Genomic DNA, 21,704 nt, shown 5'->3' on the forward strand with positions numbered 1-21,704 from the left:
AAAGCGAAAACTGCTTTTCACTGAAGATGGTGCATCCGGGAGGATTCGAACCTCCGACCGCTCGGTTCGTAGCCGAGTACTCTATCCAGCTGAGCTACGGATGCAAAATGGCGGTGAGGCGGGGATTCGAACCCCGGATGCAGCTTTTGACCGCATACTCCCTTAGCAGGGGAGCGCCTTCAGCCTCTCGGCCACCTCACCACACGCCTCTTACGAGTGCTTCGAAGAGTTCGTTAAGAGCTCATCGTCGCTGCGTGGCGCACATATTACTTTCTGGGACTTATAAGTCAAACAATTTTTCCCAGCCCTGAATCGTTTGCACACTTCGCAGGCAATTAGGCGCTAAAAAGGGCAAATAGGATGTTTTATCAGCAAAAATTCACGGCCTGGCAGGCATGACATTACGCATGCGTGATAAACAAAAATGGCGCGAGAAAGTATCAGATGCAGGAAATCTGCAATAAAAATGAGACAGAGAAGCGGGAGAATCGACGGGAGGGTTGCGTCTCGCCTAACAACCGCGAGACGCATAATGGCATCAGAAATTGGACTGCTGGGATTTTTCAGCCTGGATACGCTGGTAGATCTCTTCACGATGGACCGATACTTCTTTGGGGGCGTTTACGCCAATGCGCACCTGGTTACCCTTCACCCCTAATACAGTCACAGTGACCTCATCCCCAATCATGAGGGTTTCACCAACTCGACGAGTCAGAATCAGCATTCTTTGCTCCTTGAAAGATTAAAAGAGTCGGGTCTCTCTGTATCCCGGCATTATCCGTCATACAACGCAAAAATATAAGCGATGACAAACTCATAACATGCAAGCAGCCATGGCATTACATTCTGTAGACGTAAGTTTAGCCGATATACACAACTTCAACCTGACTTTCTCGTTATCAATAGCGTAGTGGCAACAAAGCCATAACCTCAAGGTTATGGCTTGTGCGTTCGCTTTGTAATTATGACAGTTTAGCGCTTACCCAATCTTTAACACTGGCGAGAGCAGCAGGCAGCGCGGCCGCATCGGTACCACCGGCTTGCGCCATGTCCGGACGTCCACCGCCTTTGCCCCCAACCTGTTGGGCGACCATTCCTACCAGTTCCCCTGCTTTAACGCGGTCAGTCACATCCTTAGAGACGCCCGCGATGAGAGAAACTTTACCTTCAACAACAGTGGCAAGAACGATAACCGAAGCGCCGAGTTGGTTCTTCAGGTCGTCCACCATGGTACGCAGCATCTTCGGCTCGACACCTTCCAGCTCGCTCACCAGCAGCTTAACGCCGTTGATGTCCATCGCGTTACCGGAGAGGTTTGCGCTCTCTTGCGCTGCTGCCTGTGCTTTAAGCTGCTGCAACTCTTTTTCCAGCTGACGCGTACGTTCAATCACTGAACGCACTTTGTCGCCGAGATTCTGGCTGTCGCCTTTCAGCAACTGAGCAATATCCTGTAGCTGATCGTTCTGCGCATGCAGGCTGGCAATCGCCGCTTCGCCGGTGACGGCTTCGATACGACGCACGCCCGCCGCGGTGCCGGATTCAGACACAATGCGGAACAGACCAATATCACCGGTGCGCGAAGCGTGCGTCCCGCCGCAAAGCTCGGTGGAGAAATCCCCCATCTGCAGCACGCGAACGCGATCTTCATACTTCTCGCCAAACAGCGCCATTGCGCCGTTCGCTTTTGCCGCTTCGAGATCCATGATATTGGTTTCGATCGGCAAGTTGCGACGAATTTGCGCATTCACCATATCTTCCACCGCGCGGATTTCCGCCGGCTTCATGGCTTCGAAATGGGAGAAGTCAAAACGCAGCGCTTTGTCATTCACCAGCGACCCTTTCTGCGCGACATGCGTACCAAGTACGCTACGCAGCGCGGCGTGCATCAGGTGGGTGGCAGAGTGGTTAAGGCGGATACGGGCGCGACGCGCTTCGTCAACTTCCGCTTTCACGCCGTCGCCCACTTTCAGCGAACCGCTGCTGAGCTTGCCGATATGACCAATCGCCTGACCATACTTCTGCGTATCCAGGACGGCGAATGTAAAGCCGTTGCCTTTCAGCTCGCCTTTATCGCCAACCTGGCCGCCTGATTCCGCATAGAACGGGGTCTCATCAAGCACGACAACCGCTTCCTGGCCGGCAGCAATCGACTCAACCTGTTTGCCATCGACAAACAGCGCGGTCACTTTGCCGTTCAGCTCCAGCTGGTCGTAGCCTTTAAATTCTGTTGCGCTATCAACGCGGATCATCGCGTTGTAGTCTGCGCCAAAGCCGCTCGACTCGCGTGCGCGACGGCGCTGCTCTTCCATTGCCGCTTCGAAGCCCGCTTCATCAACTTTCAGATTGCGCTCGCGGCAAACGTCCGCGGTCAGATCGACCGGGAAACCGTAGGTGTCGTACAGGCGGAAGGCGGTTTCACCATCCAGCGTGTCGCCCTGCAGTTTAGAGAGCTCTTCATCCAGCAGCGCCAGACCGCGCTCCAGCGTACGTGCAAACTGCTCTTCTTCGGTTTTCAGAACCTGCTCAACCTGCGCCTGCTGGCGCTGCAGCTCTTCCCCGGCGGAACCCATCACTTCAATCAGTGGGCCAACCAGTTTATAGAAGAAGGTATCCTTCGCGCCAAGCATGTTGCCGTGACGAATCGCGCGGCGAATGATGCGGCGCAGCACGTAGCCGCGGTTCTCATTCGATGGGATCACACCGTCCGCAATCAGGAAGGCGCAAGAGCGGATGTGGTCAGCGATAACGCGCAGAGATTTGTTGCTCAAATCCGTTGCGCCGGTCACTTTCGCGACCTGCTGGATCAGCTTCGCGAAGAGATCGATTTCATAGTTGGAGTTCACGTGCTGCAGCACAGCTGTAATACGCTCCAGGCCCATACCGGTGTCTACGGACGGCTTCGGCAGCGGCTCCATGGTGCCATCGGCCTGGCGGTTGAACTGCATAAAGACGATGTTCCAGATCTCGATATAGCGATCGCCATCCTCTTCCGGGCTGCCCGGCGGGCCACCCCAGATGTGGTCGCCGTGATCGTAGAAGATCTCGGTGCAGGGGCCACACGGACCGGTGTCGCCCATCTGCCAGAAGTTGTCAGACGCATACGCTGCGCCTTTGTTATCGCCGATACGAATAATACGTTCGCGCGGGATACCGACCTCTTTTTCCCAAATTTCGTATGCTTCATCGTCGGTTTCGTACACCGTCACCCACAGACGCTCTTTCGGCAGCTTGAACCAGTTTTCACCGGTCAGCAGTTCCCATGCGTACTGGATAGCATCATGTTTGAAGTAGTCGCCGAAGCTGAAGTTGCCCAGCATTTCAAAGAAGGTGTGATGACGTGCGGTGTAACCGACGTTTTCCAGGTCGTTGTGTTTACCACCTGCACGCACGCAGCGCTGCGACGTGGTTGCGCGGGAATAATTACGTTTGTCGAGCCCAAGGAAAACGTCCTTGAACTGGTTCATCCCGGCGTTAGTAAACAGCAGAGTCGGGTCGTTATTCGGTACCAGGGAGCTGCTGGCAACTACCTGGTGTCCCTTGCTATGGAAAAAATCGAGAAACGCCTGACGGATCTCAGCGGTGCTCTTGCTCATAATTATCCTGAAATCAAGCTAACGAAATGTGGTAGCGGACCATCGCCATCGCATGGCAGACGCATCCGCTACTGGAAAAAGTGGGAATAAGATAAGTTTTCTTTAGTGGGAAGTAAAATCCCGTATGCGCTCAGTCGGCAAAATTTCGCCATATTTCCTGAATATCTTCTTGCATAAAGCCGCGATAGAGCAGAAAGCGTTGCACTTTCACTTTTGCAGCAAATTCAGTGGGCAACGGCTCGCCATATTTGCGCTGCGCCTGATCGCGGGCGCTGCTCACCCAGTCAATCTCGCATTCGCGCATGGCGTTTTCGCTGGTCTCCCGGGCGATGCCTTTCTGGTTCAACTCCTGGCGAATACGCACCGGGCCATACCCTTTGCGCGCGCGGCTGGCGATAAACTGGCGGACAAAACGGCTGTCGTCGAGAAAGTGGTGCTCTATGCACCACGCCACAACCTGATCGATCTCTTCCGGCGTCGCGTCAACCGCTTCGGGGCCCTTCTTCGTCATGATGGGTGCTGCGAGCTTGCGGCGAAACTCAAGTTCGCTGTGGTCGCGCATCGCCAGAATGCGCATAGCGCGATCGCGTAAGCGCGCCATGGCGCTGCGGCGGGAGGTGTTATCAGAAGAGGAGTTATCGGACATCGTAAGATCCTGTCACCATAAAAACAAAAAGGGCTGCATCAGCAGCCCTTGATTACGGATAACGTTATCAGAAATCTTCGTTAGTTTCTTCAACGCCCGCGTCTTTGTCGTCAACGGTAAACTCTGGCGTCGCAGTCTGGTTGCTGAGCAGAATTTCGCGCAGCTTCTTCTCGATCTCTTTCGCTGCAGCCGGGTTCTCTTTCAGCCAGGAGGTAGCATTCGCTTTACCCTGACCAATCTTGTCGCCGTTGTAGCTGTACCAGGCGCCCGCTTTTTCAATCAGCTTCTCTTTCACGCCCAGGTCGACCAGCTCGCCGTAGAAGTTAATGCCTTCGCCGTAGAGGATCTGGAACTCAGCCTGTTTAAACGGTGCCGCGATTTTGTTTTTCACAACCTTCACGCGGGTTTCGCTACCGACAACCACATCGCCCTCTTTCACCGCGCCGATACGGCGGATGTCGAGACGAACGGAAGCGTAGAACTTCAGCGCGTTACCACCGGTGGTGGTTTCCGGGTTACCGAACATTACACCAATCTTCATACGGATCTGGTTGATGAAGATAAGCAGCGTATTGGACTGCTTCAGGTTACCGGCCAGCTTACGCATCGCCTGGCTCATCATACGTGCCGCGAGGCCCATGTGAGAGTCGCCGATTTCGCCTTCGATTTCCGCTTTCGGCGTCAGCGCCGCAACGGAGTCGACCACCAGCACGTCAACCGCGCCGGAGCGCGCCAGCGCGTCACAGATTTCCAGCGCCTGCTCACCGGTATCCGGCTGGGAGCAGAGCAGGTTATCAATATCAACGCCCAGTTTGCGGGCATATACCGGATCCAGCGCGTGTTCCGCATCGATAAACGCACAGGTTTTACCTTCGCGCTGCGCCGCAGCAATAACCTGCAGAGTCAGGGTGGTTTTACCGGACGACTCAGGCCCGTAAATTTCGACGATACGGCCCATTGGCAGACCGCCCGCGCCCAGCGCGATGTCGAGAGAGAGTGAGCCGGTAGAGATAGTCTCTACATCCATGGAGCGGTCTTCACCCAGACGCATGATGGAGCCTTTACCGAATTGCTTTTCGATCTGACCCAGTGCAGCTGCAAGCGCCTTTTGTTTGTTTTCGTCGATAGCCATTATTACTCCTGTCATGCAGAGTGAAGCGCGTTACGCCCCGTGGTGAATAACTGATTTGTTGCGGCAATTATACTGTATAGTCATACAGTATCAAGCCTTTTGTAGAAAATGTTGCCAGAGGGTCGTAAGTGCATAGGCGGTCGCCTGACGACGCACCGATTCACGGTCTCCCTGGAAGCATTCGCGCCGCGTAATCCCTTCTCCGTTAACGCAGGCAAGCCCAAACCAGACGGTGCCAACAGGCTTGCTTTCGCTGCCGCCATCCGGCCCGGCGATGCCGCTAATCGAAATCGCATAGTCAGCGCGCGCGGCTTTCAGGGCACCAATCGCCATCTCGACTACTACCGGCTCGCTCACTGCGCCGTGCGCATCCAGCGTCTCGCTTTTCACGCCGATCATTTGCGCTTTCGCTTCATTACTGTAGGTCACAAACCCGCGTTCAAACCAGGCGGAGCTGCCTGCGATATCGGTAATCACTTTCGCAACCCAACCGCCGGTGCAGGATTCAGCGGTGGTTAGCGTCGCGCCGCGCCCCTTTAGCGCAAGACCAATGCGCTCGCTCAGCTGCATTAATTCACTGTCCGTCATGATGGCTCCCATGCCTCCATTAAACCGTGGCGTGAAAGATAGCACTTTCCCGTCAAATATGGGGATGGGATGGCAATTTTACGAGGCGACTTCCGAAAAAAGCAGTGTGATATAGCGGGGACGTGGTGAGGAGAAGCCCGGTGCGCCGTCGCGTCACCGGGCAGTTTACAGGTTATCCGCGCAGGATTACTTCATGCTATTGGCGATGGTGTCCACATTGTGGCGAAAGGCTTTCTGATAGGTATCCGCCACGCCCCCTTTTGCGCTCAGCGCTTCAGGGTAGAGCTCGCCGCCCGGCTGCGCGCCGGTGGCATTCGCGATCTGTTTTACCAGACGCGGATCGAGCTGGTTCTCCATAAACCACACTTTCACGCCATCGGCTTTAATCTGTTTGATAAGCGCCGCCACTTGCGATGCATTGGCCTCGCTTTCCGATGAGAGCCCCTGCGGTGCCATAAACTCAACGCCATACGCGCGGGCAAAGTAGCCGAAGGCGTCATGGCTGGTGAGCACTTTGCGTTTCGCCTGCGGAATGGCGCTGAAGCGCTCTTTCGCCCAGCTATCCATCTCTTTCACCTGCTCAATATAGCGCTGTCCCGAGGCGTTAAGCGCCGCTTCATCCGCCGGGTCGGCTTTCACCAGCGCCTTGAGAATATTTTGTGCATAAAGCGCACCATTCGCGGCACTGTTCCACGCGTGAGGATCGGTGACCGTCGCACCATCCTCCTCCAGCGTATGGGTTTGCACACCGTCAGAGGCGATCACCAGCTGGCCTTTAAAACCGGAGGCTTTCACTAACCTGTCGAGCCAACCTTCCAGCCCAAGCCCGTTGACCACCACCACATCCGCATTATTAAGCAGCGCGCTATCTTTTGCCGAAGGCTCAAAGGTGTGCGGATCGCCATCCGGCCCGACCAGCGAGGTCACCTTTACATGATCTCCGCCCACCTGGCGGGTGATATCGCCCAATATCGAAAAGCTGGTCACCACGTTGATGGTTTTTGCCACTGCGCTCTGCGCCATCAACCCGAGCGCCAGCGCCAGAATCACTCCTGTACGTTTCATTATTTTCCCCTTTATGTAAAAAGCGCGCGCAGGCTGTTTGCCAGCCCGCTGCGCGTGCCGAATAAGATGGATAAAAAGAAGATAAGGCTGGCAGTCAGCACAATCGCCGGGCCGGCAGGCAGTCCCGCCAGCCACGACAGGCTTAAGCCGAGCCAGGCGCAGAGCGCGCCAATCGCCGCAGCCAGCAGTAACAGGCGCGGTAAGGTTCGTGCCCAGCAGCGCGCTGCCACGGCGGGCAGCATCATCACCCCCACCGCCATCAGCGTGCCGAGCACCTGAAACCCGGCCACCAGATTGAGCACCAGCAGCGCCAGAAATAGCCCGTGCAGCATGCCCGGCACGCGCGGTGCGTTGACCTGTAAAAAGGCGCTGTCGAACGCCTCACTCACCAATCCGCGATAACAGACGGCAAGGGTAATTAGCGTCAGGCTGGAAACCCCTGCGACAAACAGCGCCGCGTCGCGATCCACCGCGAGAATTGAGCCGAACAGCAGGTGCAGCAGATCGACATTCGACCCGCGCAGTGATACCAGCGTCACGCCCAGCGCCAGCGAGCCAAGGTAGAAACCGGCAAAGCTGGCATCCTCTTTTAGCGGCGTCCGGCGGCTAACCCACCCCGCCACCAGCGCGACGGCAATCCCGGCAATAAACCCGCCGACACTCATCGCCAGCAGCGACATGCCGCTCAGCAGGTAGCCCACCGCGACGCCGGGCAGGATGGCGTGGGATAGCGCATCACCCATCAGGCTCATGCGTCGTAGCAGCAAAAAGATGCCGAGCGACGTGGTGCTGACAGAGAGCGCAAGGCAGACCACCAGCGCGCGGCGCATAAACCCGTATTCGATAAAGGGCTGGAAAAAGAGATGCCAGATCATGCGCAGTTTTCCTCAAGGCTCAGCGTCGCCCCCCACTGCGCCTGCTTCTCATCCAGCCGCAGCGTCTGCGGAAAGTAGCGCGTCACGCGCGCGCTATCGTGCAGCACCGCCAGCAGCGTCTGCCCGGCGCGGTGCATATCCACCATCTGCTCCATCAGCAGCTGCGACGTCGCTTCATCGATGCCGGTGAAAGGTTCGTCGAGCATCACCAGCGGCGCGTTCTGCACCCAGATGCGGGCAAACAGCATGCGCTGAAACTGGCCGCCAGAGAGGGTGTCGATGGTCTCGCCAGCCATCTCCGCAAGCCCGACACGCTCCAGCCCCTGCGCCACGCGTTTGCGCGCATCGCGGTTCAGGCCAGCAAACAGGGAGATGCGTGGCCAGCAGCCCATACTGACCACCTCCTGCACCGTCAGGGGAAATTGCGCCTCCAGCGCGTGGCGCTGCGCCAGCCAGCCAATGGTTGGCCGCGCGCCCTTCCAGCGCAGCACGCCGCTGACCGGGGGTAAAAATCCCGCCAGGGTTTTCAGTAGTGTCGATTTGCCGCAGCCGTTGGCACCGACAATCGCCGTCATGCTGCCGCGCGCCAGCGTGCCGCACAGCGCCGGGGTTATCGCCAGCCGATCATAGCCAGCAACCAAGTGGTCCAGTTCCATCATGGCAGCGCAACCGCCCAATCAGTCAGTAGCCAAAGCAGCAGCAACAGCCCTGCCGCCAGCAGCAGGCGGCTCGCAGCGGAAAAGGAGAAAAGGGTTACGGGAATCATTCACACACCTCATATGTTATAACGTAACAATAAGCTGTAGTGATAATGATGTAAATCGCGGAGCGTAACGGGAGTGCGTCGAAATGTTTCAATCCCCTCCCGCAGGAGGGGAAAGCAATTTACTGAATACGCGCCAGCGCCACTGCCTGGCCAAGCTGCCAGACCGCCATCGCGTAGTGGGTGCTGTGGTTATAGCGGGTGATGGTGTAGAAGTTCGGCAAACCGTACCAGTACTCATACCCGGTGCCGACATCGAGGCGCAGCAGGCTCGCCTGCTGATGATCGCCCAGCGGCTGTTGCGGTGTCAGACCCGCCGCCGCCAGCTGTCCGAGGCTGTAGTTGGTTTTAAAGCCGTTCTCCAGACCCGGTGCCTGGCCATTAGCCGGAACCGCAACCTGATCGCCCTTCACCCAGCCGTGCTGTTTGAAGTAGTTAGCCACGCTGCCAATCGCATCCACCGGATCCCACAGGTTGATATGGCCGTCGCCGTTGAAGTCCACCGCGTACTGCTTATAGGACGACGGCATAAACTGGCCGTAGCCCATTGCACCGGCGAAAGAGCCTTTCAGCTCCAGCGGATCGTCGCTCTCATCGCGCGCCATCAGCAGGAAGGTCTCCAGCTCGCTGGCGAAGTAGTCCGCACGACGCGGGTAGTCAAAGGCCAGCGTCGCCAGCCCATCGAGGATGCGGGTTTTGCCCATCACGCGGCCCCAGCGCGTTTCCACGCCGATAATGCCAACGATAATTTCCGGCGGTACGCCGTAGACGCGCCATGCGCGATCAAGGGCATCCTGATACTGGTTCCAGAAAGCGACACCGTTCTGCACGTTATCCGGCGTGATGAACTGCTTGCGGTAGCGCAGCCACGCACCGTTTGGCCCGGTTGGGCCCGCGGTCGTCGGCGCCTGTTTGTCCATCAGGCGCAATACGTAATCAAGACGTTTCGCCTGCGAGAGGATCTCATGCAGCTGCTGACGATCGAATCCATGCTTGCTCACCATCGCATCAATAAAGCGCTCTGCCGCGGGGTTATTGGCAAAGTCGCCGCCGCTCATCACCACCTCATGTTGTGGCTTAAGCAGAAAGCCGCCCGATGGCGCGGGCGACACGGTCTGGGGAGCTTCAGCGAGCGGGGGTTTACTGCTACAGGCACAGAGCACAACAAACGCGGGCAATAACGCCGCGTAACAACGCTTCAACATGGGATATCCACTTAAACGAATTCAGCCAGGGGGCAAGTATGGTAAAGCATTTCCCCGCCGACAAGGAAGCGCGGCATCACCTGCGTAGAGGATCGCATTTCCCCTGTATCCCCTCCCCTTTTCATTCATTTAAAACCGAAGCACCTCGCAAAAACTTTCAAAATGATCATTTTTTCTTTCATAGTTAGATCTAAATAACACATTAAGACCTTTCATCATGATTATGATAGCGCCCGGTGACATAACAAAACCCCTACAGGAGAGAACAATGGAAACCATCACGCATGGTGCCGAATGGTTCATCGGGCTGTTTCAGAAAGGCGGTGAGGTCTTTACCGGCATGGTGACCGGTATTTTGCCGCTGCTGATAAGCCTGCTGGTGATCATGAACGCGCTGATTAATTTTATTGGCCAACACCGCATTGAAAAACTTGCCCAGCGCTGCGCGGGCAACCCGATCGCTCGCTACTTACTGCTGCCCTGCATCGGCACATTTGTGTTCTGTAACCCGATGACGCTAAGCCTCGGGCGCTTTATGCCGGAGAGATACAAGCCGAGCTACTATGCCGCCGCGTCCTATAGCTGCCACTCGATGAACGGCCTCTTCCCGCATATCAACCCCGGCGAGCTGTTTGTCTACCTCGGTATCGCCAGCGGCCTTACTACGCTCGGCTTACCCCTCGGTCCGCTGGCGGTGAGCTACCTGCTGGTAGGCCTGGTGACCAACTTCTTCCGTGGCTGGGTAACCGACCTCACCACCCGCATTTTTGAGCGAAAAATGGGCATTCAGCTTGCACAAGAGGTTCACCTCGCCGGAGCAAAATCATGAGTCGAATCATTATTGAAAAAGGTGCCGGCGGCTGGGGCGGCCCGCTGGAGATCGATGCCAGCAGCGAAAAGAAGATCGTCTATATCACCGCGGGCACGCGTCCGGCTATCGTCGACAAACTGGCGCAGCTGACCGGCTGGCAGGCGGTGGACGGCTTTAAAGAGGGCGAACCACCCGAAGAGGAGATCGGTGTGGCGGTGATTGACTGCGGCGGCACCCTGCGTTGCGGCATCTACCCCAAACGCCGCATTCCGACCGTCAATATTCATGCGACGGGCAAGTCAGGGCCGCTCGCGCAATACATCCTTGAGGATATCTATGTCTCCGGGGTGAAAGAGGAGAACATCCGGCTGCAGGGTGACGCTCCGGCTACCAGCGCGCCCCAGCCACGGGATTACGACACCACGAAAAAGATCACCGAGCAGAGCGACGGCCTGCTGGCGAAAGTTGGCATGGGCATGGGTTCGGCGGTGGCGGTGCTGTTCCAGGCCGGTCGCGACACCATTGATACGGTGCTGAAAACCATCCTGCCGTTTATGGCCTTCGTCTCGGCGCTGATCGGCATCATCATGGCTTCCGGGCTGGGCGACTGGATCGCTCACGGCCTCGCGCCGCTAGCCAGCCATCCACTTGGGCTGGTGACGCTGGCGCTGATTTGCTCCTTCCCGCTGCTCTCGCCTTTTCTTGGCCCGGGGGCGGTTATCGCTCAGGTCATTGGCGTGCTGATTGGCGTGCAGATAGGCCAGGGGCATATCCCTCCGCACCTTGCGCTGCCGGCACTGTTCGCCATTAACGCCCAGGCCGCCTGCGACTTTATTCCCGTTGGCCTGTCGCTGGCTGAAGCCCGCCAGGAAACGGTACGCGTCGGCGTCCCTTCCGTGCTGGTGAGCCGCTTTTTAACCGGTGCGCCAACGGTGCTGATCGCCTGGTTTGTCTCCGGTTTTATCTATCAATAAGAGGTGATGAATGACTGTTATCTATCAAACCACCATAACTGAAATTGGCGAAAGCGCACCGGAGGCGCTCAGTGACAACATGCTGATCACCTTCCGGGAGGGCGCGCCTGCCGATGTCGCCGAGTTCTGTTTTATCCATAACCACGGCCCGCTCTGCGGCACGCTGCTGCCGGGCGCGCAGTTTACCCTCGGTGAAAAACACTACCCCGTGACTGCCGTCGGCGAGGTCGCCGAGCAGAATTTGCGCGAGCTGGGCCATATCACCCTGCGTTTCGATGGGCAGACGCAGGCGGAGTTTCCAGGCACGGTGCACGTCGCCGGCCCGGTACCGGACGCTATCGCGCCGGGCTGCATTTTAAAATTTGTCGCTTAAGGTCTAAGGAGAAGAGTATGAAACAGGTTGCCGTTGTCATTGGTGGAGGACAGACCCTCGGGGCGTTCCTCAGCCGTGGGCTTGCCGCAGAAGGGTACCGCGTGGCGGTTGTCGATATTCAGAGTGATAAAGCGGCGACGGTCGCTAATGAAATTAACAGCGAGTATGGCGAAGGGATGGCCTATGGCTTTGGTGCCGACGCCACCAGCGAGCAGAGTGTGCTGGCGCTGGCGCGCGGCGTCGATGAGATTTTTGGCCGTGCCGATCTGCTGGTCTACAGCGCCGGGATCGCCAAAGCGGCGTTTATCAGCGACTTCGCGCTGGGGGATTTTGACCGCTCGCTGCAGGTCAACCTGGTGGGGTATTTCCTCTGCGCCCGCGAGTTCGCCAAATTGATGATCCGCGACGGCATCCAGGGGCGCATTATTCAGATCAACTCTAAGTCGGGCAAAGTGGGCAGCAAGCACAACTCCGGCTACAGCGCGGCGAAGTTCGGCGGCGTCGGGCTGACGCAATCCCTGGCGCTGGATCTGGCGGAGTATGGCATTACCGTGCACTCGCTGATGCTCGGCAACCTGCTGAAGTCGCCAATGTTCCAGTCGCTGATCCCGCAATATGCCAGCAAGCTTGGCATTCCGGCAGAGGAAGTGGAGCAGCATTACGTTGATAAAGTGCCGCTGAAGCGCGGCTGCGATTATCAGGATGTGCTGAACGTGCTGATGTTTTACGCCAGCCCGAAAGCCTCCTACTGTACCGGCCAGTCAATCAACGTCACCGGCGGTCAGGTGATGTTCTGATTCGGCCCCAACGCCTGATGGCGCTGCGCTTATCAGGCCTACGGGTTCAGTGATTTATGTAGACCTGGGTTTTGTAGGCCGGATAAGGCGTCAGCCGCCATCCGGCAAACAGCCCGCACCAACGCCTGATGGCGCTGCGGTTTTGTAGGCCGGATAAGGCGCCAGCCGCCATCCGGCAAACAGCCCGCACCAACGCCTGATGCCGTTATGTGGTATCGCATTCAAAGGAGACACCGATGGTTTCATCCCTTATCACTCTCGCCGTTATCGCCTGGCTCAGCCAACTGGCGCTTGGCGGCTGGCAAATCCGCCAGTTCAATAAAGCTTTCGACGCGCTGTGCCAGCGCGGGCGCGTCGGCGTTGGTCGCTCGGGCGGGCGCTTTAAACCGCGCGTGGTGCTGGCGGTGGCCTTCGATCAACACGATCGCGTCAGCGACACGTTACTGATGCGCGGCCTGACGGTTTTTGCCCGCCCGCGCAAAATTGAGCGCTTAATCGGCGTAAAAAGAGAGGAATTAGAGCCCGATGTGATCTTTCCCCATGATCCGGGCTGTCAGAATGCTCTATCATTGGCGCTTAAAATGAAACATGGATAATTTCGTTGTGAACGCTAATAGCTTGCGAAATTATCATTTCGCAACGTAACGCAGGATATCTTCGCCTATGAAACCACGTCAGCGTCAGGCGGCAATTCTTGAGCATCTTCAGAAGCAGGGAAAGTGTTCTGTTGAAGAGCTGGCACACCACTTTGATACCACCGGCACAACCATCCGCAAAGATCTGGTCGCGCTGGAGCAGTCCGGCGCGGTGATCCGCACCTACGGCGGGGTGGTGCTAAATAAAGACGAGGCCGATCCGCCCATCGATCACAAAACGTTGATCAACACCGTGCAGAAAGGGCTGATTGCCGAAGCAGCCGTTGGCTACATCCACGACGGCGACTCGATTATCCTCGACGCGGGCAGCACGGTGCTGCAAATGGTGCCGCTGCTCAGCCACTTCAATAACATCACCGTGATGACCAACAGCCTGCATATCGTTAACGCCCTTTCAGAGCTGGATAACGAACAGACCATCCTGATGCCCGGCGGCACATTCCGTAAAAAATCGGCCTCCTTCCACGGCCAGCTGGCGGAGAACGCCTTTGAGCAGTTCAGCTTCGACAAGCTGTTTATGGGCACCGACGGCATCGATCTCAACGCCGGGGTGACCACCTTTAACGAGGTCTTCACCGTCAGCAAAGCGATGTGCAACGCCGCCCGCGAGGTGATCCTGATGGCGGACTCCTCCAAGTTTGGTCGTAAAAGCCCCAATATTGTCTGTAGCCTTGAGAGCGTCGATAAGCTGATTACCGACGCCGGGATCCCGCCGGACGTTCGCGCCGCGCTGGAAGAGAAAGGAATCGATGTGATTATTGCCGGAGAAGAAAATGCGTGACTCTTTTATTAACGCCGCACGCCAGGCGCTGCTGCTGGAGCTACAGGAAGCAAGCCGCCTGCCGGAGCGCCTCGGCGACGATTTCGTTCGCGCCGCTGAAACGGTGCTGAACTGCAAAGGCAAAGTGATCGTCTCCGGGATCGGTAAATCCGGGCATATCGGCAAGAAGATTGCCGCCACCTTCGCCAGCACCGGCACCCCGGCCTTTTTTGTCCACCCGGCAGAGGCGCTGCACGGCGATCTCGGCATGATCGAGAGCCGCGATGTGATGCTGTTTATCTCCTACTCCGGCTCGGCAAAAGAGTTGGATCTGATCCTGCCGCGTCTCGATGAAAAAGCCGTCACGCTGCTGGCGATGACCGGTAAACCGCGTTCGCCGCTGGCGCTTGCCGCCCACGCGGTGCTCGATATCGCCGTTGAGCGTGAAGCCTGCCCAATGCACCTCGCCCCGACGTCCAGCACCGTCAATACGCTGATGATGGGCGATGCGCTGGCGATTGCAGTAATGCAGGCGCGCGGCTTTGACGAAGAGGACTTTGCCCGCTCGCATCCTGCGGGCGCGTTGGGCGCACGGCTGCTGAACAAAGTGCATCATCTGATGCGTAAAGCAGATCAGGTGCCGCAGGTGATGCTGACCAGCAGCGTGATGGACGCAATGCTGGAGCTGAGCCGCACCGGGCTGGGTCTGGTAGCAGTCTGCGACGCCGGGCGCCACGTGCACGGGGTGTTTACGGATGGCGACCTGCGCCGCTGGCTGGTGGCGGGCGGCGCATTAACTGCGGTGGTCAGCGAGGCGATGACGCCGGGCGGCATTACCCTTGACGCCAGCAGCCGCGCAGTGGATGCCAAAGAGCGCCTGATGCAGCGCAAAATCGCCGCCGCGCCGGTAGTGGATGATGCAGGTGAACTGGTCGGTGCCATCAACCTGCAGGACTTTTACCAGGCCGGTATTCTCTAGGCCTTCAGCCCAAGACGCTTCGCCAGCCGGTGCAGGTTGGCGACGTCCATCTCCAGCGCTCTGGCGCAGGCGGCCCACTTGCCGCCACTCTCCTCAAGCGCACGGGAGATAAGTGTGCGCTGGAACGCCTCCGTCGCTTCGCGCAGGTTTTGCCCGCTTAACGGCACGCTTACCGGCTTTGCCGGCGGCACGGGTTCATCGCTCAGGGCAAAGTGATGCGCTTCCAGCACGATATCCCCGGCATGCTGCGTACCGCGCGCCAGCACCACCGCGCGGTGGATGGCATGCTCCAGCTCACGCACGTTTCCCGGCCAGCCGTAGCGCTGCAAATGCCCGCGCGCAGCAGGGCTTAGCGCCACGCGCCCGAGGCCAAAACGCAGGCGGCACTGCTCGCAAAAATAGCCCGCCAGCAGCACCACATCCTCGCCCCGGTCGCGCAGCGGCGGCACCTGTAAGGGAAAGACGCTCAGGCGGTGATAGAGGTCGGCGCGAAACCGTCCGGCGACCACCTCTTCACGCAGATCGCGGTTGGTGGCGGCCAGCACCCGCACATCGACGCGCTGGCTGCGGTCATCGCCGACACGCTGAATATCGCCATACTGCAACACGCGCAGCAGCTTCGCCTGTAGCGACAGCGAAAGCTCACCAATCTCATCGAGAAACAGCGTGCCGTTATCGGCCATTTCGAACTTGCCGCTGCGGTTGCTGATGGCTCCGGTAAAGGCCCCTTTCACATGGCCGAAGAGTTCGCTCTCGGCGACACTCTCCGGCAGCGCGGCACAGTTGAGATACACCAGCGGCTTGTCGGCGCGCGGCGAGGCTTCATGGATTGCTTTCGCCACCAGCTCTTTACCGGTGCCGGTTTCGCCGCCAATCAGCACGTTGAGATCCGAAGGCGCAACGATGGCGATCTCTTTTTTCAGCTGCACCATCCCCGGCGACAGGCCGATCATCTCGCTGCGCGCGACCTGTTCAAACGCCGCGGGCGCACCGGGCAGCATGTTCTGCCGCTCCAGCTCCTCAATCAGCAACGCGTTATTAAGCGCGCCTGCCGCCAGCGCGGCGACCAGCCGCAGCTCCTCATCGCTGAAGGCGTCAAACTGATCCGGCGACATGCCATCAAGTGTCAGCGCGCCAATCAGGTTTTGCCCGGCAAACAGCGGCAGGCCGACGCAGGCATGCACCTTGAGTTTCTCCTGGCCGGGGATCAAGCCATCATAGGGATCGGGCAGATCGCTGTCGGCGGGAAAGCGCACCACATCGCCAGCGCGGGCAATCGCTTCCAGCCGCGGGTGGCCTTCAAGGGTAAAGCGCCGCCCGAGCACATCCTGCGCCAGCCCATCGATCGCCAGCGGAATAAACTGCCGCGCCTCGTAGCGCAGCAGCGCCGAGGCATCGCACGCCAGCACCTGACGCAGAGTTGTAATCAGCCGCTGGAAACGATCCGCGTGACCTATCCCGCTTTGCAGCTCGATGGCGATGCCCGCCAGCACATTCAGTGAAAAACTCATTCTGACCTCACTGTCATTTTGACAATGCATAGTGTCATATTGACTGTATTTATCATAGTCATAATGACATTCTAATTTTCGATTATTTTAAAAAAATATATCAATATCAAAATGATAAAAAGCTGGCACGCCTCTTGATATAGCCATGTATCACATTGAGAAACTGCACAGGATTACGATCATGGCGATTCATGTAAAAAACAATATCCACTGGGTTGGACAACGCGACTGGGAAGTTCGTGATTTTCACGGCACCGAATACAAAACGCTGAAGGGCAGTAGCTATAACAGCTACCTGATCCGCGAGGGCAAAAACGTGCTGATTGACACCGTCGATCACAAATTCAGCCGCGAGTTCGTGCAGAACCTGCGCGGCGAGATCGATCTGGCGATGATCGACTACATCGTCATTAACCACGCCGAAGAAGATCACGCGGGCGCGCTGACGGAGCTGATGTCGCATATCCCCGATACGCCAATCTACTGTACCCATAACGCTATCGACTCGATTAACGGTTACCATCACCACCCTGAATGGAATTTCCATGTGGTGAAAACCGGCGATACGCTGGATATCGGCAACGGCAAACAGCTGATCTTTGTCGAAACGCCAATGCTGCACTGGCCCGACAGCATGATGACCTACCTGACCGGCGACGCCGTGCTGTTCAGCAATGACGCTTTCGGCCAGCACTACTGCGACGAACATCTGTTCAATGATGAGGTGGATCAGGCCGAGCTGTTTGAGCAGTGCCAGCGCTACTACGCCAATATCCTCACCCCCTTTAGCCGCCTGGTGACGCCGAAAATTACCGAGATCCTCGGTTTTAACCTGCCGGTAGAAATGATTGCCACCTCCCACGGCGTAGTGTGGCGCGATAACCCGACGCAGATCGTTGAGCTGTATCTGAAATGGGCGGCGGATTATCAGGAAGATCGCATCACCATTTTCTACGACACCATGTCGAACAACACCCGCATGATGGCCGACGCCATCGCCCAGGGAATTACCGAAGTCGATCCGCGCGTGGCGGTGAAAATCTTCAACGTCGCGCGCAGCGATAAAAACGACGTGCTCACCAATGTTTTCCGCTCTAAAGGGGTGCTGGTCGGTACCTCGACGATGAACAACGTGATGATGCCGAAGATCGCCGGGCTGGTAGAGGAGATTACCGGCCTGCGTTTTCGCAATAAGCGCGCCAGCGCCTTCGGCTCCCATGGCTGGAGCGGCGGCGCGGTTGATCGCCTTTCGACGCGTTTGCAGGATGCCGGGTTTGAGATGTCCCTCAGCCTGAAAGCGAAATGGCGGCCGGATATCGACGCGCTGGAGATCTGCCGCCAGCACGGGCGCGATATCGCCCGCCAGTGGGCGCTCGCTCCGCTGCCGGAGCCGCTCAGCCAGCCCGCCGCGCAAGCCGCCAGCGGCTGCGCAGAATCAGCCGCCGATCTCGGCCCGCGTATGCAGTGCAGCGTCTGCCAGTGGATTTATGACCCGCAAACAGGCGAGCCGATGCAGGATGTCGCGCCGGGTACGCCATGGTCTGAGGTGCCAGACACCTTCCTCTGCCCGGAGTGTTCGCTGGGTAAAGAGGTATTTGACGAACTGGCAGTGGAGGCAAAATGAGCGCCGGGATTGTGATTATCGGCTCGGGCTTCGCCGCCCGCACGCTGGTGAAAAATATCCGCAAGCTGGACAGCCACGTGCCGCTGACGCTGATTGCCGCCGACGGCATGGAAGAGTACAGCAAGCCGGAACTGAGCCATGTGATAAGCCAGGCGCAACGCGCTGAGGATCTGATCCGCCAGACGGCGGGCGACTTCGCCGAGCAGCTCAACGTGCGCCTTTTCCCCTACACCTTTGTCACCGCCATCGATCCCCATGCGCAGGTGGTGAAAAGCGCCGACAGAAGCTGGCAGTACGATAAGTTAGTGCTGGCGACCGGGGCGAAAGCCTTTGTGCCGCCGCTGCCGGGGCGTGAAATGATGCTGACGCTCAACAGTTTGCAGGAGTACCACGCCTGCGAAGAGCAACTGCGGGCGGCAAAGCGGGTGCTGATTGTCGGTGCCGGGCTGATTGGCTGTGAGTTAGCGATGGATTTTCAGCGCGCCGGGAAAACCGTCACCCTGCTGGATAACGCCGCCAGCATCCTTCCGGCGCTGATGCCGCCGGAGGTGAGCGCTCGCCTGCAACACTGCCTGACGGCAAACGGCGTGCGCCTGCTGCTCGCCGCTAAGCTTGCACGGCTTGAGGCTCGGGAGAGCGGCGTACGGGCGCAGCTGGATGATGAACGCAGTATCGATGCCGATGTGGTGGTCGCCGCCACCGGCCTGGTGCCGCACACCGCGCTGGCGCAAGCTGCCGGGCTGGAGACCCGCCGCGGAATTGTCGTCGACGCAACGCTGCAAACCAGCCATCCGCATATCTTCGCGCTGGGCGACTGCGCCGAAATCCACGGTCAGGTGCTGCCCTTCCTGCAACCCATTCAGCTCAGCGCCATGACGCTGGCGAAAAACCTGACCGGAAGCCCGGCACAACTGACGCTGCCGACGATGCTGGTGAAGGTGAAAACGCCGCTGATGCCGCTGCACCTGGCGGGTGAAACCTCGCGCGCCGACCTGCGCTGGCACATCGCTACCGATGCCGCAGGCATGGTGGCAAAAGGGGTCGACATTGATGATAAGCTGCGCGCGTTTGTGGTCAGTGAAGATCGCATGAAAGAGGCCTTTGCGCTGCTGAAGGCGCTGGGGCAATAGCCCGCGCGGCCGCCACCAGCCCCTGGCCGAAGGCGATGCCGCCATCCCCGGCCGGAAGCTGGTGGGGAAAAAGCAGCGTGAAATCGGCCAGGTAGTGCTGTAAGCGGGCTTTCAGCAGGCGGTTATGCAGCACGCCGCCGCTGAACACCAGTGTCGTAATGCCGCGCTTGCAGGCCTGCTCGCGCGCAAGCTCAGCAAAGCCGCACGCCAGCGCATCGTGGAATGCCCACGCCCGCGCGGAGGGTAGCGCCTGCCAGCCCAGCCACGTCTGCCAGAAGGTCGCCAGATCGAGCCGGTTCCCGCAAAGCGGCATCTTTACCGGGTGCTCAACGTTTTCCGCCTTTGCCGCCAGCGCTTCCAGCTGGCAGGCGGCCTCCCCTTCATAGCTAAGCTGCTCTGGCGCGCAGCCGAGCGCGCAGGCCACCGCGTCAAACAGCCGCCCGCAGGATGAGGCCAGCGGCGCGTTGATGCCGCGCGCGATTGCTCGCTCCAGCACCGGCCAGTTCTGCTGCCGGATAAGCGCCGTTTCCGGGTACGCCTGCCACCTCTCAACAAAGGCCAGCATCTGCGCCAGCAAGTTGCGCCACGGCTGACGCGCGGCGAGATCGCCCCCCGGCAGCGCCACAGCTGGCAGGCCGCCGAGATGCTCGCAGTCGCGGTAGTTAACCCGCAAACACTCCCCGCCCCACAGCGCACCGCCCTCACCCATGCCGATACCATCAAGGGTGATGGCAATCACATCCCCGCCGTCGAGCGGCCAGCCATGCTCACCCAGGCAGGCGGCAGCATGGGCATGGTGATGCAGCACGGTGCGAAGCGGCAGACCGGTGCGATCCGCCCATGCCCGAGTGCGGTAAGCCGGATGCGCGTCCACCACCACCTGCTGCGGCGTGAAATCGTAGATCTGCTGCATCAGGCGCAGGGCGTTTTGCCACTGCGCCTCAACGCCCTCATCGGTTAAATCGCCGAAATGCTGCCCCGGCACGGCGCTCTCGCCGCGCAGCAGGCAGAAGGTGTTTTTCATCTGCGCGCCGAGGCAGAGCAGCGGCGGAATATCACGAAAGCCCGGCGGCAGCGGCAGCGCATCGGGTACATAGCCCCTCGCGCGCCGCAGCATCTCGCCGCTCGCCCGCACCACGGAGTCATCCATACGCTGCACAATGTCGCGATTATGCAGCAGGAAACCGTCGACTATAGACGCCAGCTCAGCCTGCGCGGCAGCGTTGGTGAGCGCGGGCGGTTTGCCGCTGAGGTTGCCGGAGGTCATCACCAGCGGGCGCTGCAACGCCTGCGCCAGCAGATGCTGCACCGGGTTTGAAGGCAGCATCACACCAATCTCATCAAGCCCAGGCGCAATGGCCTCGCACAGGCCGCTGATGCTTGCGCTTTCCACCAGCACAATCGGCGCCGCAGGTGTGGCCAGCAGGCGCTGCGCTTCAGGGGAGAGGCCATCGCTTGACACCAGCATTACCGCCAACGGCTTGGTCGGGCGCTGTTTTCGCGCGCGCAGATAGCGCACGGCGGCCTCGTTGCCCGCATCGCAGACCAGATGGAAGCCGCCAATGCCTTTTACCGCCACCACGCCGCCACTTTTGATCAGCGCCACCGCCATCTGCAACGCCTCTTCGCCCGTCGCCCGGTAGCTCGCATCATGCCAGCTCAGCTGCGGCCCACATTCCGCGCAGGCTACCGGCTGGGCGTGAAATCGCCTGTCCAGCGGATTGCGATACTCCGCCTCGCAGGCCAGGCAGAGAGGAAACGCCGCCATCACCGTCAACGGGCGGTCATAGGGCATGGCGTGAATGATGGTAAAACGCGGCCCGCAGTGGGTGCAGTTGATAAAGGGGTAACGGTAGCGGCGCCCGGCGGGGTCGAACATCTCCGCCAGGCAGTCAGGACAGGTCGCGGCATCGGGAACAATCTGCGTATCCATTGCCCCGCCCGCGCTGTCGCGGATGGTGAAGGCCTGCGGTAAAACAGGCCAGTAAAAGAGGTGCTGCTCAACGCGATCGATGCGCGCCAGCGGCGGACAGCGCTGGTGCAGAAGGCGGAGAAAGGCCTGCGCGTCACCAGCGAGGCGTATCTCTACGCCCTGCGCGTCGTTACAGACATCGCCGTTCAGCGCCAGCTGCTGCGCCAGTTGCCAGACAAAGGGGCGGAAGCCCACCCCCTGCACTTTTCCGTAAACGCGTAAGCAAACTCCAGGGCTTTGGCTCATATCA

General features: G+C 58.9%; 20 protein-coding genes and 2 tRNA genes. 9 read left to right on the forward strand and 13 right to left on the reverse strand.

Translation table 11 applies throughout. From position 1 onward, the window contains the following. Positions 1 to 27: 27 nt before the first annotated feature. From SOM48_RS20090 to mltB, 11 genes are all read right to left on the reverse strand, one after another. A tRNA-Arg gene (locus SOM48_RS20090) sits at positions 28 to 104 on the reverse strand. Between the two features lie 4 nt (positions 105 to 108). After that, positions 109 to 201, reverse strand: a tRNA-Ser gene (locus SOM48_RS20095). 337 nt (positions 202 to 538) lie between these two features. After that, the gene (csrA, locus tag SOM48_RS20100; protein ID WP_023480680.1) at positions 539 to 724 is read right to left on the reverse strand and encodes a carbon storage regulator CsrA; all 186 of its coding nucleotides are present in this window, start codon (positions 722 to 724) and stop codon (positions 539 to 541) included. Positions 725 to 962: 238 nt separating this feature from the next. Beyond that, on the reverse strand, positions 963 to 3,593 hold the full coding sequence (gene alaS, locus SOM48_RS20105) for an alanine--tRNA ligase (RefSeq protein WP_320512875.1): 2,631 nt from the start codon (positions 3,591 to 3,593) through the stop codon (positions 963 to 965). 130 nt (positions 3,594 to 3,723) lie between these two features. Continuing rightward, positions 3,724 to 4,239 carry a recombination regulator RecX gene (recX, locus tag SOM48_RS20110; protein WP_320512876.1) on the reverse strand — a complete coding sequence of 172 codons (516 nt, stop codon included), beginning with the start codon at positions 4,237 to 4,239 and terminating at the stop codon, positions 3,724 to 3,726. Positions 4,240 to 4,306: 67 nt separating this feature from the next. Further along, positions 4,307 to 5,371: a recombinase RecA gene (gene recA, locus SOM48_RS20115; RefSeq protein ID WP_023480527.1), complete on the reverse strand. Its 1,065-nt coding sequence runs from the start codon at positions 5,369 to 5,371 to the stop codon at positions 4,307 to 4,309. 90 nt (positions 5,372 to 5,461) lie between these two features. Then, positions 5,462 to 5,959 carry a nicotinamide-nucleotide amidase gene (gene pncC / locus SOM48_RS20120; protein ID WP_054804649.1) on the reverse strand — a complete coding sequence of 166 codons (498 nt, stop codon included), beginning with the start codon at positions 5,957 to 5,959 and terminating at the stop codon, positions 5,462 to 5,464. Between the two features lie 186 nt (positions 5,960 to 6,145). After that, on the reverse strand, positions 6,146 to 7,024 hold the full coding sequence (locus tag SOM48_RS20125; RefSeq protein WP_320512877.1) for a metal ABC transporter substrate-binding protein: 879 nt from the start codon (positions 7,022 to 7,024) through the stop codon (positions 6,146 to 6,148). Between the two features lie 11 nt (positions 7,025 to 7,035). Then, positions 7,036 to 7,899, reverse strand: a complete 864-nt coding sequence (locus tag SOM48_RS20130; RefSeq protein WP_320512878.1) for a metal ABC transporter permease — start codon at positions 7,897 to 7,899, stop codon at positions 7,036 to 7,038. Next, on the reverse strand, positions 7,896 to 8,558 hold the full coding sequence (locus SOM48_RS20135; protein WP_128482270.1) for a metal ABC transporter ATP-binding protein: 663 nt from the start codon (positions 8,556 to 8,558) through the stop codon (positions 7,896 to 7,898). The genes SOM48_RS20130 and SOM48_RS20135 overlap by 4 nt, the downstream gene beginning before the upstream one ends. A gap of 226 nt (positions 8,559 to 8,784) precedes the next feature. Next, the gene (gene mltB / locus SOM48_RS20140) at positions 8,785 to 9,867 is read right to left on the reverse strand and encodes a lytic murein transglycosylase B (RefSeq protein ID WP_042714684.1); all 1,083 of its coding nucleotides are present in this window, start codon (positions 9,865 to 9,867) and stop codon (positions 8,785 to 8,787) included. A 268-nt stretch (positions 9,868 to 10,135) separates the two neighbouring features. Here mltB and srlA point away from each other — a divergent pair, with 268 nt between their 5' ends. From srlA to gutQ, 7 genes are all read left to right on the forward strand, one after another. Next, complete coding sequence (gene srlA / locus SOM48_RS20145; RefSeq protein WP_023480559.1) at positions 10,136 to 10,696, forward strand: PTS glucitol/sorbitol transporter subunit IIC; 561 nt, start codon at positions 10,136 to 10,138, stop codon at positions 10,694 to 10,696. Then, entirely contained in the window at positions 10,693 to 11,652 is a 960-nt protein-coding gene (gene srlE, locus SOM48_RS20150) for a PTS glucitol/sorbitol transporter subunit IIB (RefSeq protein ID WP_139965796.1), read from the forward strand. Before srlA ends, srlE begins: the two co-directional genes overlap by 4 nt. A 10-nt stretch (positions 11,653 to 11,662) precedes the next feature. Next, positions 11,663 to 12,025, forward strand: coding sequence for a PTS glucitol/sorbitol transporter subunit IIA (srlB, locus tag SOM48_RS20155; RefSeq protein ID WP_320512879.1), 363 nt, complete (start codon positions 11,663 to 11,665; stop codon positions 12,023 to 12,025). A gap of 17 nt (positions 12,026 to 12,042) precedes the next feature. Next, positions 12,043 to 12,822 (forward strand): sorbitol-6-phosphate dehydrogenase, encoded by a 780-nt coding sequence (gene srlD, locus SOM48_RS20160; protein ID WP_054804638.1) that lies wholly within the window; start codon positions 12,043 to 12,045, stop codon positions 12,820 to 12,822. A gap of 236 nt (positions 12,823 to 13,058) precedes the next feature. Further along, positions 13,059 to 13,418: a transcriptional regulator GutM gene (gutM, locus tag SOM48_RS20165; RefSeq protein WP_312202679.1), complete on the forward strand. Its 360-nt coding sequence runs from the start codon at positions 13,059 to 13,061 to the stop codon at positions 13,416 to 13,418. A 67-nt stretch (positions 13,419 to 13,485) separates the two neighbouring features. After that, entirely contained in the window at positions 13,486 to 14,259 is a 774-nt protein-coding gene (srlR, locus tag SOM48_RS20170) for a glucitol operon DNA-binding transcriptional repressor SrlR (protein ID WP_042714694.1), read from the forward strand. After that, on the forward strand, positions 14,252 to 15,217 hold the full coding sequence (gutQ, locus tag SOM48_RS20175) for an arabinose-5-phosphate isomerase GutQ (RefSeq protein WP_076769113.1): 966 nt from the start codon (positions 14,252 to 14,254) through the stop codon (positions 15,215 to 15,217). Before srlR ends, gutQ begins: the two co-directional genes overlap by 8 nt. Here gutQ and norR read toward each other — a convergent pair. After that, positions 15,214 to 16,728: a nitric oxide reductase transcriptional regulator NorR gene (gene norR, locus SOM48_RS20180; protein WP_320512880.1), complete on the reverse strand. Its 1,515-nt coding sequence runs from the start codon at positions 16,726 to 16,728 to the stop codon at positions 15,214 to 15,216. The two genes, gutQ and norR, sit on opposite strands and share 4 nt — an antisense overlap. Positions 16,729 to 16,909: 181 nt before the next feature. Between norR and norV the strand changes: the two genes are divergently transcribed. Together norV and norW are read left to right on the forward strand one after the other, a co-directional pair. Beyond that, on the forward strand, positions 16,910 to 18,352 hold the full coding sequence (norV, locus tag SOM48_RS20185; protein ID WP_320512881.1) for an anaerobic nitric oxide reductase flavorubredoxin: 1,443 nt from the start codon (positions 16,910 to 16,912) through the stop codon (positions 18,350 to 18,352). Continuing rightward, complete coding sequence (gene norW, locus SOM48_RS20190; RefSeq protein WP_320512882.1) at positions 18,349 to 19,482, forward strand: NADH:flavorubredoxin reductase NorW; 1,134 nt, start codon at positions 18,349 to 18,351, stop codon at positions 19,480 to 19,482. Before norV ends, norW begins: the two co-directional genes overlap by 4 nt. Here norW and hypF read toward each other — a convergent pair. After that, positions 19,427 to 21,700 carry a carbamoyltransferase HypF gene (gene hypF / locus SOM48_RS20195; RefSeq protein WP_320512883.1) on the reverse strand — a complete coding sequence of 758 codons (2,274 nt, stop codon included), beginning with the start codon at positions 21,698 to 21,700 and terminating at the stop codon, positions 19,427 to 19,429. The two genes, norW and hypF, sit on opposite strands and share 56 nt — an antisense overlap. Between the last annotated feature and the right edge of the window lie 4 nt (positions 21,701 to 21,704).

The sequence above is a fragment of the Kosakonia sp. CFBP8986 genome (assembly GCF_034044935.1).
Classification (GTDB): domain Bacteria; phylum Pseudomonadota; class Gammaproteobacteria; order Enterobacterales; family Enterobacteriaceae; genus Kosakonia; species Kosakonia cowanii.

What these genes read in the sequence shown, in the direction of transcription:
- csrA (WP_023480680.1), bottom strand. Translation starts at nt 724, where the DNA reads ATGCTGATTCTGACTCGTCGAGTTGGTGAAACCCTCATGATTGGGGAT.
- alaS (WP_320512875.1), bottom strand. Translation starts at nt 3,593, where the DNA reads ATGAGCAAGAGCACCGCTGAGATCCGTCAGGCGTTTCTCGATTTTTTC.
- recX (WP_320512876.1), bottom strand. Translation starts at nt 4,239, where the DNA reads ATGTCCGATAACTCCTCTTCTGATAACACCTCCCGCCGCAGCGCCATG.
- recA (WP_023480527.1), bottom strand. Translation starts at nt 5,371, where the DNA reads ATGGCTATCGACGAAAACAAACAAAAGGCGCTTGCAGCTGCACTGGGT.
- pncC (WP_054804649.1), bottom strand. Translation starts at nt 5,959, where the DNA reads ATGACGGACAGTGAATTAATGCAGCTGAGCGAGCGCATTGGTCTTGCG.
- SOM48_RS20125 (WP_320512877.1), bottom strand. Translation starts at nt 7,024, where the DNA reads ATGAAACGTACAGGAGTGATTCTGGCGCTGGCGCTCGGGTTGATGGCG.
- SOM48_RS20130 (WP_320512878.1), bottom strand. Translation starts at nt 7,899, where the DNA reads ATGATCTGGCATCTCTTTTTCCAGCCCTTTATCGAATACGGGTTTATG.
- SOM48_RS20135 (WP_128482270.1), bottom strand. Translation starts at nt 8,558, where the DNA reads ATGATGGAACTGGACCACTTGGTTGCTGGCTATGATCGGCTGGCGATA.
- mltB (WP_042714684.1), bottom strand. Translation starts at nt 9,867, where the DNA reads ATGTTGAAGCGTTGTTACGCGGCGTTATTGCCCGCGTTTGTTGTGCTC.
- srlA (WP_023480559.1), top strand. Translation starts at nt 10,136, where the DNA reads ATGGAAACCATCACGCATGGTGCCGAATGGTTCATCGGGCTGTTTCAG.
- srlE (WP_139965796.1), top strand. Translation starts at nt 10,693, where the DNA reads ATGAGTCGAATCATTATTGAAAAAGGTGCCGGCGGCTGGGGCGGCCCG.
- srlB (WP_320512879.1), top strand. Translation starts at nt 11,663, where the DNA reads ATGACTGTTATCTATCAAACCACCATAACTGAAATTGGCGAAAGCGCA.
- srlD (WP_054804638.1), top strand. Translation starts at nt 12,043, where the DNA reads ATGAAACAGGTTGCCGTTGTCATTGGTGGAGGACAGACCCTCGGGGCG.
- gutM (WP_312202679.1), top strand. Translation starts at nt 13,059, where the DNA reads ATGGTTTCATCCCTTATCACTCTCGCCGTTATCGCCTGGCTCAGCCAA.
- srlR (WP_042714694.1), top strand. Translation starts at nt 13,486, where the DNA reads ATGAAACCACGTCAGCGTCAGGCGGCAATTCTTGAGCATCTTCAGAAG.
- gutQ (WP_076769113.1), top strand. Translation starts at nt 14,252, where the DNA reads ATGCGTGACTCTTTTATTAACGCCGCACGCCAGGCGCTGCTGCTGGAG.
- norR (WP_320512880.1), bottom strand. Translation starts at nt 16,728, where the DNA reads ATGAGTTTTTCACTGAATGTGCTGGCGGGCATCGCCATCGAGCTGCAA.
- norV (WP_320512881.1), top strand. Translation starts at nt 16,910, where the DNA reads ATGGCGATTCATGTAAAAAACAATATCCACTGGGTTGGACAACGCGAC.
- norW (WP_320512882.1), top strand. Translation starts at nt 18,349, where the DNA reads ATGAGCGCCGGGATTGTGATTATCGGCTCGGGCTTCGCCGCCCGCACG.
- hypF (WP_320512883.1), bottom strand. Translation starts at nt 21,700, where the DNA reads ATGAGCCAAAGCCCTGGAGTTTGCTTACGCGTTTACGGAAAAGTGCAG.